We start from the raw sequence: 12,926 nt of genomic DNA on the forward strand, positions 1-12,926 counted from the left end.
CCATGGAAATCGATATCCGCACCTTGTTGTCCAAGCTGAATCCCGAGTGCAAGCGCGCGATGGGCCAGGCCGCCGAACTCTGTGTCAAACAGACGCAGTACAACGTCGAACTGGAACACTTGCTGTTCACGCTGATCGACAACGGCGCACCCGACCTGGTGCAGATACTGCGCCGCTTCGGCATCGCCGACAGCGCGGTCACCGCCCAACTGCAACGCAGCATGGACGGCTTCAAGCGCGGCAACGGCCGCACGCCGGCGCTGTCGCCGCATTTCATGCCGCTGTTCCAGGAGGCCTGGCTGCTCAGTTCGATGCTGCTGGGTAGCCAGCAGGTGCGCTCCGGCACGGTGCTGCTGGCGATGCTGGAAGTCGACAGCCTGCGCGGCATGCTGATCGAGACCGCGCCGGAATTGCTGAAGATCCCGCGCGACCAGTTCAAGCAGGAACTGCCGTCGCTGCTGGCCGGTTCGTCCGAGGATGGCGGCGGCGCCGGCATCGTCGCCGCGCCCGGCGGCCACGGCGGCGCCGCACAGCCTGGCGCGCATGGCGGCCCGCACACCGGCTCCCACGGCGGCCACAGCGGCTCCCACAGCGGCGCACACGGCGGCCCGCAAACCGGCGTGATGCCGGCGCAAACGCCATCCGGCGCCAGCCCGGCGCTGGAACAGTACACGGTCGACATGACCGCGCAGGCGCGCGCCGGCCACATCGATCCGATCCGCGGCCGCGACGCCGAGATCCGCCAGATCATCGACGTGCTGCTGCGCCGCCGCCAGAACAACCCGATCCTGACCGGCGAAGCCGGCGTCGGCAAGACCGCCGTGGTGGAAGGCTTCGCCCAGCGCATCGCCGCCGGTACGGTGCCGCCTGCGCTGGCCAACGTCGTGGTGCGCAGCCTCGACCTGGCGCTGTTGCAGGCCGGCGCCGGCATCAAGGGCGAATTTGAAAACCGTCTCAAATCGGTGATCGCCGAAGTGCGCGCCTCGGCCGTGCCGATCGTGCTGTTCATCGACGAGGCACACCAGCTGATCGGCGCCGGCGGCAGCGAAGGCCAGGGCGACGCCGCCAACCTGCTCAAGCCGGCGTTGGCGCGCGGCGAGCTGCGCACCATCGCCGCCACCACCTGGGCTGAGTACAAAAAATACGTCGAGCGCGATCCGGCCTTGGCGCGCCGCTTCCAGGTGGTCAAGGTCGAGGAGCCGGCGCCGGACGCCGCCGTCTCGATGTTGCGCGGCATGGTGGCGACGCTGGAAAAACACCATGGCGTCGAGATCCTCGACGAGGCGGTGCAGGACGCCGTGCGGCTGTCGCACCGCTACATCTCCGGCCGGCAACTGCCGGACAAGGCGATCAGCGTGCTCGACACCGCCTGCGCGCGGGTGGCGATCGGCCACGCCGGCTCGCCGCCGCAGATCGAATCGTTGGAGCATGAAATCATGCTGGCGGCCGAAGAGCTACGCATCTCGCGCCAGCAGCATGCGCGCGGCGAGGAACCATCCAGCCCGATCGCGCGGCTGGAAAGCAAGCTGCAAACCCTGCGCACGCGGCAGGCGGCGGTCAAGGAAAAGCTGGCCGACGAATTGCGCGCGGTCGAGGAAATCCTGGCGCTGCGGCGCCAGATCAGCGAGACCGCCGACCACGGCGGCGCGGCCGACGAGGACGAGCGCCGTTCGCGCGGCGACCAGTTGCAGCGCCTGCAAAAAGGACTGGAGGCGATCCAGGACGACGAGGCGCTGGTGCCGGTCTGCGTCGACTCCAAGATCGTCGCGGGCGTCATTTCCGGCTGGACCGGCATCCCGGTCGGCAAGATGCTGGCCGATGAAATCCACACCGTGCTGCAGCTCAAGGACCGGCTGTCGGACCGCGTGGTCGGCCAGGACCAGGCGCTGGACGCGATCGCGCGCCGGGTGCGCACCTTCCGCGCCGAGCTCGACGATCCGGACAAGCCGGTCGGCGTGTTCATGCTGGTCGGCCCGAGCGGCGTCGGCAAGACCGAGACCGCGTTCGCGCTGGCCGACATGCTGTACGGCGGCGAGCGCAACATGGTCACCATCAATATGTCGGAGTTCCAGGAAGCCCATTCGATCTCCAGCCTGAAGGGCGCGCCGCCCGGCTATGTCGGCTACGGCAAGGGCGGCGTGCTGACCGAAGCGGTGCGCCGCCGGCCGTACTGCGTGGTGCTGCTGGATGAAATGGAAAAGGCCCATCCGGACGTGCTGGAGCTGTTCTTCCAGGTGTTCGACAAGGGCAATATGGAAGACGGCGAGGGCATCTCGATCGACTTCAAGAACACGCTGATCCTGCTGACCTCGAACGCGGCGCAGGACGTCATCACCCAGGCTTGCGCCAACGGCAAGCGGCCGGACCCGGCCGAGCTGATCGAACAGCTGCGGCCGGCGTTGCTGCGCCAGTTCAGCACCGCCTTCCTGGGCCGGCTGGTGCTGGTGCCGTACTACCCGCTGGGCGACGAGCAGATCAGCAACATCGTCGACCTCAAGCTGGCCAAGCTGGCGGCGCGCTTCCTGGAAAACCACAACGCCAAGTTCAGCTGGGACGACCGCGTCACCGAGATCATCACCGCACGCTGCACCGAGGTCGACAGCGGTGCCCGCAACATTGATTTCATCCTGACGCAGACGGTGTTGCCGTTGCTGTCGTCGCTGGTGCTGGAGCGAATGTCGATGCTGAAACCGTTCACCGCGATCCACATGGGCGTGGGCGCCGACGCGCAGTTCACCTATGTGTTCCGCGACCATCCGCTGCGGGCGCCGGCATGAAGACCGATTTCGTTCAGCCTGGCGGCTTGTTGTCGGTGTCGTCGCCGTTCGGCGACAACGACCTGCTGCTGGACGCGATGGAGGGCAGCGAGGGGATTTCCGAACTGTTCAAGTTCAATCTGCACATGCGTTCCGGCAGCACCAGCCTGGCGGCCGACAGCGTGGTCGGCAAGACCATGACGGTGACCATGGCGGTCGATGGCGGCGCCACGCGCTACATCAGCGGCATGGTGTCGCGCTTCATCCATAGCGGCTACGACCAGGACTTCGCCAATTACCAGGCCGAGCTGGTGCCGATGCTGTGGCTGCTGACGCTGTCGCGCGACCGCAAGATCTACCAGGCCAAATCGGTGGCCGTCATCATCAAGGCGGTGCTGGGCGATTTCGGCATCACCTTCAAGGACAGCCTGACGCAAACCTACGATCCGGTCGACTATGTGGTGCAGTACGACGAGACGGCGTTCGACTTCATCAGCCGGCTGATGGAGCAGGCCGGCATCTTTTATTTCTTCACCCACGCCAGCGGCGCGCACACCATGGTACTGGGCGACGCCTCGACCAATTTCGCCGTGTGCGCCGGCGCCGCGACGGCGCGCTTCTTCCCGCGCACCGGCATGAACAACGCGATCGACACCGTCTCGCGCTTCGCCTACGAGAACACCATCGCGGTCAAGAAAGCCACCGTCAACGATTACGATTTCATCCATCCCAGCACGTCGCTGGAGGGTTCGCACACGGCCACCAGCGGCAGCGGTGCGGTGTACGAGTTCGCCACCGGCCACCTGGCGGTCGACGCCGCCACCGCGCTGGCCAAGCTGCGGGTCGAGGCCAGCCAGGTCAACGCCGAAGTGCTGCGCGGCGACAGCTTCTGCTATCCGTTTTCCGCCGGCGCGAAGTTCACGCTGGCCGACCATTTCGTCTCGTCGCTCAACGCGTCCTTCGTGCTGCGCCGCGTGCACCACACGGCGCGCGACGATCTCTACACCAATTCCTTCGAGGCGTTTCCGGCCGCGACGCCGTTCCGTCCGCCGGTGCAGACCGCCCGGCCACGCGCGGTGGGTTGCGAGACGGCGCTGGTGTGCGGTCCGAGCGGTGAGGAAATCTGGACCGACCAGTACGGCCGCATCAAGGTGCAATTTCCGTGGGACCGCGACGGCGTCAAGGACGATAAGAGCACGATCTGGATCCGGGTGGCGCAATCGGTGGCCGGCAAGGGCTTCGGTGCGCTGTTCCTGCCGCGCGTGGGGCAGGAGGTGGTGATCACTTATCTGAACGGGGATCCCGAGCGGCCGCTGGTGACTGGTTGCGTCTACAACGGCGAGAACGCGACGCCGGCGACCTTGCCGGCCAACCAGACCCAGACCATCATGCGCACCTGGTCGTCCAAGCAGGGCGCGGCCGGCAACGAGCTGCGCTTCGAGGACAAGAAGGATTCGGAGCAGTTGTACATGCACGCGCAGAAGGACATGCTGACCGAGATTGAAAACGCGCTGACGACCACCATCAAGAAGGGTGCGGAGATCCACACGCTGGAGGAGGGCGACCGGACCGTCGATGTGCAGAAGGGTAAGGAGATCCACAAGGTCAAGGGCACGCGCGCGCTGACAGTGACTGGTGACGAGACGCATACCAATAGCGGCAAGTTCACCCACAAGGTTACCGGCGACTATGCGCTGACCATCGATGGCAAGCTGAATATCACGGTGACCGGAGCGATTAACATTACGTCCAGCGCTGGTGTGACGCAGGAGTCCGGCACCACCTTCGAGGTGACGGCCGGGACCGCGCTGACGGCCAAGTCCGGCACCGAGCTGATGGCCGATGCCGGCACCAATTTGACCAACAAGGCCGGCATGAAGATGCTGAACCAGGCGGGCGTGCAGATGGACAGCAAGGCGCCGATGATCAACAGCAAGGCCGACGCCACCCAGAACGTCGAAGCCGGCGCGATGCTGACGCTCAAGGGCGCGCTGGCCAAGGTGAACTGACATGAACACGCACCCGCACCCCGCCGAAGCCGACCTCGCCACCGCCGCCCCGCCATCGTCGTCGGCCGCCACCGCCACCGCCACCGCCACCGCCACCGCCGCCACCGCCGCCGCCGCGCCGCCACCGTCGTCGGCCACCGCCGCCGCCGCGTCACTTCCGCCGTCGGCCGCCGCCGCCGCGTCACTGCCGCAGTCCGCCACCGCCTCCGCCGCTGCCGCGTCACTGCCTCCGTCCGCCGCCGCCACCGCTGGCGCGTCACTGCCGCCGCCCGCCACCGCCTCCGCCGGCGTGTCACTGCCGCCGTCCACCGCCGCCACGCCACTGCCGTCGGCGCCGCTGCTGCTGGAGGAACACGGCGAGGCTGGCCAGGTGATGCAGCGCTGCTGGATGCGCGACGGCGTGCTGCACGGCCCGCTGGAACAATTCAGCGAACAGGGCCGCACGCTGATGAAGACGCATTTTGAAGACGGCAAAATGCACGGCACGATGACCGTCTACGCCGACGACGGCAAACTGGTGCAGCAGTCGGAATTCCGCCACGGCGTGCCGCACGGCGTGATGGACACCTACGCCAACGGCCGCTGCATCTCGCGCCAGCTGATGGTCGACGGCGTGCCGACCGGCCAATCGCTGTCCTACGACGAGGCCGGCCAACTGACCGCCAAGCTGTTCATGTTCGACGGCCAGGTGCACGGCCCGGCGGAGTTTTACCACCAGAGCCTGCTGGTGCGCAAATCGACCTACAAGGCCGGCCTGATGGAAGGCGAATCGATCGACTTCGACCCGCAGGGCGGCGTGGTGCAGACCTGCACCTACCGCGACAATCTGCTGCACGGCCCACTGCGCCGCTACTGGCCCGACGGCGAGCTGATGGAAGAGGTGCTGTACCGCGACGGTAAACCGGTCGGAGCGCCATCGCGCTACGACCAGAAAGGCCGCCGCACCGACAACGCCAAGGCCACGCCCGATGTGCTGGAGCGGCTGCGGCAACTGATGAGGGGAAACTGATGGCGCAACAAGTCTGCATGGGCGCGATGCTCAAATGTACCTTCGGCGTCGCGCCAGGCACGCTGATGGTGCTGCCGGCCAACCTGGTGCTGACGGCGGTGCCGGACGCAAACATCATGGACAACAAGCCGATGATGAACATCCTGCCGTTCGGCATGTGCCAGTCGATGGCCAATCCGATGGTGGCCGGCGCCACCGCCGCCGCGCTGGGCGTGCTGACGCCGATGCCGTGCGTCCCGATGACGGTGGCGCCGTGGGTGCCGGGATCGCCGACCGTATTGATCGGCAATATGCCGGCGTTGAACAATTCCTCCAAGCTGATGTGCATGTGGGGCGGAGTGATCGGCATCAACATGGCGGGACAGGCGACGGTGGCCATCCCTTGAACTGAGGGGTAAGCACCCGCTATGAACACATTTACAAGTATTGCGTATATGAATTACCCTAACCCTCTCACGACTCTCTAGATACGGCGACCGCAAACCATGGAATACCGATTCAGCCTGACACCGCGCCTGATCGCACTGGCGATATTTTCCGGCGTGGCCCTGATGGTGTTGTTGTTCGCGCTGGGCTACCAGGTCGGGCAGGGCATGGCGCGCGAAGCGCGGCCGGTCGCGCTGGACGCCGCCGGCAATCCGGTTCCCACCACGGCCGACAAGCTGGCCGACGACGCCGAGCGGCGCGGCGTCAACAAGCTGCGGGCGGGCGTCAACGCCGCCGTGCCGCCGGCCATGCACAGCGTGCAGAAGGCCGCCCAATGATGCGCGCCGCCTTGGCCGCCGTCGCCACCGTCGCCACCATGGCCGCGATGCTGTGCCTGGCCGTCCCGGCCGCCGCCCAGGTCAAGCCGCCGGCCGTCGCCGCGCAAGCGACCGAAAGCCGTTTCGCGATGGTGCAGATGGCCGACGGCCGCCTGCTGGCGCCGGACATCGCGCGCATCGTCAACCATGGCGAACTGGTGGTGTCGATGCTGAGCAGCGACAACCCGCCGTTCTTCTCGGTGAATAAAAAAGGCGAGCTGGTCGGCACCGACGTCGACCTGGCGAAACTGATCGCCAAGGAACTCGGCGTGCCGGTGCGCTTCGACCGCAGCGCCAAGACCTTCGACGCGGTGGCCGAGGTGGTGGCCGCCGGCCAGGCCGACCTCGGCATCAGCCGCCTGGCGCGCACGCTCAAGCGCGGCCAGATGGTGCATTTCTCCAGCACCTATATGCGGCTCGGACACGCGCTGCTGATCAACCGCATCCGCTTCGCCGAGCTGGCCGGCGACCGGCCGCTGGCCCAGGTGGTGCGCAACTTCACCGGCACCATCGGCGTGATCGCCAACTCCTCGTGGGTTGAATTCGGCCGGCGCAACTTCCCCAACGCCCAGCTGGTCGCCTTCCCGACCTGGGCCGAGGTGGTCAACGCCGCCAAGACCGGCCAGGTGGTGGCGGCCTACCGCGACGAGATGGAGGTGCTGCAATACGTCAACAACGATCCCAGCCTGGCGCTGACCTTGCGCACCGTCACCTTCAACGACCTGGAATCGCCGCTGAGCGCGATGGTCGGCGTGCGCGACCTGACCTTGCTGTCTTTCGTCAACGAAGTGATCGCGCAGCGGGCCGACAAGCCGACCGTCAGCAGCGTCCTCAAGTCCATCAAATAAGGGAACACCGTGGAGATGCCTACCCGCATGCAGCAGTTCCAGCACTGGGCCCTGAACCCGTGGACCGTGCTGGGCTGCGTACTGGCCGGCGGCACGCTGGGCTGGGCCGCGCCCGAGCTGTCGAGCCGGCTCAGCGTGGTTGGTGTGGTGTATGTCGACCTGCTGAAGATGATCGTGCTGCCGTTCATGATCTCGGCCGTCATCTTCAGCCTGCAGAATCTGTACCGCGACGGCGGCGCCGCCCGCATCTTCAAGCGGGTGGTGGTGGTGTTCCTGGCGTTCTCGCTGATGGCGGCGGTGCTGGCGGCGGCCGGTTCGCTGCTGGTGCGCCCCGGCGGCAACCTGGCGCCGGACACCCGTGCCGCGCTGGGCAAGATCGTCAGCTCGGACGAGGAACGCAGCAACACCGAAATGACCATGCGCGAGCCCGACCAGGTGGTGCCGGAGACCAGCCTGCGCGACGTGGTGCAATCGCTGATCCCGCAAAACATCTTCGCCTCGCTGGCCAACGGCGAAACCCTGAAGGCGCTGGTGTTCGCGCTGCTGTTCGGCTTTGCCGCCGGCCAGGTGCCGAGCCGCATCTCGACCGGATTGCACCAGGCGCTGGAGACCATTTATCACGCCTGCCAGACGCTGACGCGCTGGGTCAACCTGCCGGTGCCGCTGGTGCTGGTGTGCATGGCCGCCAGCCAGGTGGCGCTGACCGGGCTGCAACCGATGCGGGCCATGGCCGGCTTCGTGGTCGCGTTCCTGTGCATCTGCGTGCTGCTGCTGGGCCTGGCCATCGAACTGATCAGCCGGCGCGCCGGCGTGCCCTACGGCGAAGTGATGCGCGCCATGCGCGAACCGTTCGCGCTGGGCGTGGCCACCAACAACAGCGCCACCTGCATGCCGGCCATGGTCAGCGGCCTGGTCGGCCAGTTGAAATTCGCCCGCGCCCGGGTCGAGCTGCTGGTGCCGCTGAGTATCTCGCTGCTGCGCGTCGGCGCGGTCGCGTATTTCGTCTGCGGCACGTTGTTCATCGCCGCGCTGTACGGCCGCGCGCTGTCGCCGCTGGACCTGGGCGTGCTGCTGCTGGTGTCGGCGCTGGCCGGCTTCGCCTCGGCCGGCATGGCCGGCATCGTCACCGTGTCGCTGGTCGGCACCGTCTGCAATTATTTGTCGCTGCCGTTCGAGGCCGCGTTCGTGCTGCTGGTGGCGGTCGATCCGATCTGCGCCATGGGCCGCACCGCCGTCACCGTGATCGCCAGCTGCGCCGCTGTCGCCACCATCTGCGCCAAGCCGGTGAAGCTATGAAGGTGCGCGCGTGAATCCGCTCGACGCCCCGGCCGCGCTGCAAGCGATGGTGCGGCAGACCATCGTCAAGCCGGCGATGGTCCAGCTTCGCGAGGTGTTCCACCATCCGGCCGCGCTGCTGGGGGCGATGCTGCTGGGCGGCTGGGTCGGCACGCTGTTTCCGCGCAGCGCGCCGCTGCTGGCGGCGGTCTCGACGCTGTATCTGTCGCTGATCCACATGGCGGCGTTCCCGTTCGTGATCCTGGCGGTGTATTTCGGCTTGCAGCGGCTGCCGCAGGTGCCCGGGGTCGGCAAGCGGCTGGTGCAGATGGCGCTGCTGTCGCTGCTGGCGATGCTGCTGTGCGCGGTGGTCGGCGTGGTGGTCGCCAGCGTCACCTCGGCCGGCGGCGGCATGACCGCCGAGCAGAACGCCGTGCTGGGACGGCTGGCGCTGCGTTCGGAATCGCAATTCATGATGGCGATGCGCGGCAGCGGTGACGGCGGCAGCGTGTTGTGGAACGTCGGCGCGCTGGTGCCGGACAACCTGTTCGCGGTGCTGGCCTACGGTTCGCTGCCGTCGGTGCTGATCGGCGTGCTGTGCTTCGGCGCGGCGGTGGCGGTGCAGCCGGGCGAGGCCTCGGCCTCGCTCAACGCCATCTTCGAGGGCGTGTACCGGGCGCTGGAGTCGCTGGTGCAGCGCTTCAACACCATGCTGCCGGTGGCCTCCTTCGTGCTGGCGGCGGCCGCCACCGCCACCGCCGGAGTCGAGGCGATCGTGTTGCTGGGCAGTTTCCTGCTGGCGTTTTTCGTCTCGGTGCTGGCGGTCAGCGCGGCGGCGATCGGCATCATCTGCTGGCGCTTGAAGAAGTCGCCGTGGCCGGTGCTGCTGGCGCTGCGCGACCCGATCACGGTGTGCCTGTTCTCGCCGGTGGCGGTGGCCGCCGTGCCCGGCTTCATCCAGGGCATGAGCGCGCGGCTGGGCTTCAGCCGCGGTCTGGTGGAGTTGTGCTCGCCGATCGCACCGGTGTTCATCAAGGCCGGCGAAGCCATGTTTTTCGCGGTGCTGGCGGTGTTCATCGCCAACCTGTACGGACGCGCGCTGACCGCCTCCGAAGTGGCGCTGATCTGCCTGCTGTCGTGGACCGCCGCGCTGTGGTCGGTCGGCATCACCGGGGTCAAGTCGGTGATACTCGGTTCCTTTGTATTGGCGACCGTGGGTCTGCCTTTGGAGGCGGTGCTGCCGGTGTTCATGCTGGTCGAAGTGTTGTGCGAAGGACCTCGGAATTTGCTTTCCTTTCTTATCTCATCGGCACTGATTGCACTGGTCGCTGATGGTCTGTATATTAATAGCGAGCAAGATTCCGAGGTGTGGCATCCGTCGACGTTGAAGCTGGCGTTCAGCCGCAAGCAAGCGCTGTTTGGTTGCGTGTTGTTGGCGCTCGCCCTGTTTACCGTGTTTTGCGCCGGCGTAGGTTACGGCATGCGCAAGGCGTTTTGAAACCCGTGTGTGAAACCGATGTATTTAATGATGACTCCTCCCTTGCTTGCCGCCGTCTGGATCCCTGCATGACGCGCCGCGCCGTGCTCAAGCTGGCGCTCGGCCTGCCGCTGGCGCTCGCCGTCGCCGGTTGCGGCGTGGTGGCCGGCACCCGCTCGATGCTGGGCCTGGATCCGAAGCCGGTCACGCCGGACTGGAAATCGCTGACGCTGAGCACCGCCGACGACGCCAACGCCAACAGCGCGGTGGCGGTCGACGTGGTGCTGGTCAAGGACACCGCCGTACTGGAATCGCTGATGGCGATGCCGGCCGCCAAGTGGTTCGCCTCGCGCGCCGACCTGCGGCGCGGCTTTCCCGAGGCGCTGACCGTGTTCAGCTATGAATTGACGCCGGCGCAGACGGTGCGCGTCCCGCCCGAACAATGGAGCGGGCAGCGCGCCTGGGCGGCGCTGGTGTTCGCCCACTACCTGAGTCCGGGCGAACACCGCGCCCGGCTGATGCTCAACACGCCCGGTTATGTGGTGCGCCTGAACGCCCAGGGCATGAGCGTCAACGACCTCAAGTCCGGCACCGCCCAGTAGACATGGAAACTATTCAATGACCCACCCGCAACTTTCCAACCGCATCCAGTGGCACGAGGGCATGCTGCTGACGCCGCAGCACTTCCAGCAGGAGGGCGCGCGCATCGATGCGCTGCTGGCCTGGCAATCGCTGGCGGCCCAACCCTACGGCTGGGGCGTGCGCACGCTTGAGATCGACGAGGCGCTGCTGACCACAGGCTTGCTGCGGGTGCGCCGGCTGGAGGCGATTTTACCCAACGGCATGGCGGTCAGCTACGACGCCGGCCAGGCCCAGGGGCAGGCGCTGGAACTGGATTTGTCGGCCTGGTCCGAAGCGATGGCGCAGCAGGACCTCGCCATCTACATCGTGCTGGGCAATACCCGCTCGCTGCGCCAGGCCGGCCAGCCGGCCATGTTCCGTGGCGTCGAGAGCGCGCCGGTCGAGGACGAGGTGTCGCAGGCGCTGGCCGCCGATCTGCCGCGCATGGCGCTGAACCTGGCGCTGGCCGCCGGACCGGTGCCGTCGGCCGCCTACGTCAGCCTGAAGCTGATGACGGTGCACAAGGGGAACGAGATCGTGCGCCGTGGCGCCTACATGCCGGCGCTGCTGGAAGTGCCGGCCGACGCCGCCGTCCGCCAGCGCGCCCAGTTGCTGGCGACGCAGATGCGCAACAAGGCGGTGTTCCTGGCGCGCCAGACCGCGCAGCCATCGTCGCGGCTGGAAGACCGCCTGAATCTGCTGGAGCAGAAGGCCCGCCTGTCGAGCCTGATCCTCAACCTGCCGCCGCTGGAGGCGCTGCTGCGCTGCCCGGTGGTGCAGCCGCTGCCGCTGTACCTGGCGCTGTGCGCACAGCTGGGGCCGCTGGCCACGCTGCGCGCGGGCGCGGTGCCGCTGCTGCCGCCGGCCTACGACCACGCCGACGCCTGGGCCGGCTTCGACGCCGTGCTGGGCGCGCTGACCGAGCTGGTGGCCGAGGTCAGCCAGGATTGGAAAACCTGCACCTTCGGCTACGACGGCCAGGTGTTCTCGCTGGCGATGCAGCCGGACTGGGTCGGCGCGCGGCTGGTGATCGGCCTGCGCGGGCAACCGGAGCGCGAAGCGACGCAATGGATGATGGGCGCGGTGATCGGCTCGAAGACGGTGTGGACCTCGCTCAGCGACCGCCGCGTGCTCGGCGCGCAGCGCACCCGCATCGACGAGGCGCCGGAGCTGGGCCTGCGCGCCAGCGCCGGCTACACGCTGTTCAGCGTCGAGGTGTCCGACAGTTTCATCGTGGCCGACCAGGCCCTGTTGATCAGCAACGCCAACGAAAGCCTGGTGGCCCAGCGCCCGCAGGAAGTGGTGTTGTTCATAAAAGGATGATCCAGTGAGCATACCAACCAGTCCCTCAGCGGCGAGCTGGAGCGGCGCCGGCATCGGCGAAGGCGTCGACCTGGCGTCGGTGCAGTTCCGCGACTTCTACGATGTGCTGTCGCGCTCGGCGCAGGCCGCCACCCGGGTCGGCGACGGCGACGCCAAGTCGGCCGCCGAGGCGCTCAGCCGCCAGCTGTGCCAGCTGATCGAACTGCAATCGCTGGAGGCGCGCCGCGTCGGCGGCAAGGCCGGCATCGAGGCCGAGGTGCAGGGCCGCTTCCTGAAGGCGGCGCTGGCCGACGAAGTGCTGCTCAACACCGAATGGGCCGGGCGCGGCTACTGGCGCCATGTGCTGATCGAAGCCACGCTGTTCAAGTCCAGCTATGCCGGCGAGCGCGTGTTCGACGACCTCGACCAGTTGCTGCGCGAGCGCGAACCGTCGCGCCGCAACCTGGGCCGGCTGTACCTGTATTTGCTGTCGCTGGGCTTCCAGGGCCGCTACCGTGGCCAGAAGCAGGACAAGATCGCCGAATACCGGCGCGAATTGTTCCAGTTCGTGTATGCGCGGCCGGCCGATCTGCAGGGCCGCGACCGCACGCTGTCGGAGCAGGCGTACGCCAGCACGCTGTCGCACCTGGGCGCGCACCGGCTGCCTAAATTCAATCGCAGCGGCATGATCTTCGTGTTGCTGCTGCTGGTGCTGCTCGGCTTGTCCGAACTGCTGTGGCTGTGGCAATCGTGGCCGGTGCGCAGCGCGCTCGGCGCCACGGTGGCGCAAACGGCGCCGCCGGCGGCCATCCGTCATTTGACCTAG

At 67.3% G+C, this 12,926-nt stretch carries 11 protein-coding genes; all 11 read left to right on the top strand.

The window, feature by feature from the left end; genetic code table 11:
• Positions 1-2 precede the first annotated feature (2 nt).
• The 11 genes from tssH to GW587_RS17510 all read left to right on the top strand — a co-directional run bounded on the left by tssH (position 3) and on the right by GW587_RS17510 (position 12,926).
• Positions 3-2,777, top strand: a complete 2,775-nt coding sequence (gene tssH / locus GW587_RS17460) for a type VI secretion system ATPase TssH (RefSeq protein ID WP_166105548.1) — start codon at positions 3-5, stop codon at positions 2,775-2,777.
• Complete coding sequence (locus GW587_RS17465; RefSeq protein WP_166105550.1) at positions 2,774-4,765, top strand: type VI secretion system Vgr family protein; 1,992 nt, start codon at positions 2,774-2,776, stop codon at positions 4,763-4,765. The genes tssH and GW587_RS17465 overlap by 4 nt, the downstream gene beginning before the upstream one ends.
• Before the next feature lies 1 nt (position 4,766).
• On the top strand, positions 4,767-5,774 hold the full coding sequence (locus tag GW587_RS31370) for a toxin-antitoxin system YwqK family antitoxin (RefSeq protein WP_229259500.1): 1,008 nt from the start codon (positions 4,767-4,769) through the stop codon (positions 5,772-5,774).
• The gene (locus GW587_RS17475; RefSeq protein WP_166105551.1) at positions 5,774-6,160 is read left to right on the top strand and encodes a DUF4280 domain-containing protein; all 387 of its coding nucleotides are present in this window, start codon (positions 5,774-5,776) and stop codon (positions 6,158-6,160) included. Before GW587_RS31370 ends, GW587_RS17475 begins: the two co-directional genes overlap by 1 nt.
• 99 nt (positions 6,161-6,259) lie before the next feature.
• The gene (locus tag GW587_RS17480) at positions 6,260-6,538 is read left to right on the top strand and encodes a hypothetical protein (protein ID WP_166104934.1); all 279 of its coding nucleotides are present in this window, start codon (positions 6,260-6,262) and stop codon (positions 6,536-6,538) included.
• Complete coding sequence (locus tag GW587_RS17485) at positions 6,535-7,425, top strand: substrate-binding periplasmic protein (RefSeq protein WP_166105553.1); 891 nt, start codon at positions 6,535-6,537, stop codon at positions 7,423-7,425. Before GW587_RS17480 ends, GW587_RS17485 begins: the two co-directional genes overlap by 4 nt.
• A 15-nt stretch (positions 7,426-7,440) precedes the next feature.
• A complete protein-coding gene (locus GW587_RS17490) occupies positions 7,441-8,721 on the top strand; it encodes a dicarboxylate/amino acid:cation symporter (RefSeq protein ID WP_229259515.1) in 1,281 nt (426 codons plus the stop codon).
• A gap of 10 nt (positions 8,722-8,731) precedes the next feature.
• Positions 8,732-10,198 carry a cation:dicarboxylate symporter family transporter gene (locus tag GW587_RS17495; RefSeq protein WP_371875608.1) on the top strand — a complete coding sequence of 489 codons (1,467 nt, stop codon included), beginning with the start codon at positions 8,732-8,734 and terminating at the stop codon, positions 10,196-10,198.
• Between the two features lie 68 nt (positions 10,199-10,266).
• Complete coding sequence (locus GW587_RS17500; protein ID WP_166105554.1) at positions 10,267-10,779, top strand: hypothetical protein; 513 nt, start codon at positions 10,267-10,269, stop codon at positions 10,777-10,779.
• 16 nt (positions 10,780-10,795) lie between these two features.
• The gene (tssK, locus tag GW587_RS17505; protein ID WP_166105556.1) at positions 10,796-12,121 is read left to right on the top strand and encodes a type VI secretion system baseplate subunit TssK; all 1,326 of its coding nucleotides are present in this window, start codon (positions 10,796-10,798) and stop codon (positions 12,119-12,121) included.
• 4 nt (positions 12,122-12,125) lie between these two features.
• Positions 12,126-12,926, top strand: a complete 801-nt coding sequence (locus GW587_RS17510) for a DotU family type IV/VI secretion system protein (RefSeq protein ID WP_371875609.1) — start codon at positions 12,126-12,128, stop codon at positions 12,924-12,926.

It is taken from the genome of Duganella aceris (assembly GCF_011090165.1).
GTDB classification, from domain to species: domain Bacteria; phylum Pseudomonadota; class Gammaproteobacteria; order Burkholderiales; family Burkholderiaceae_D; genus Rugamonas; species Rugamonas aceris.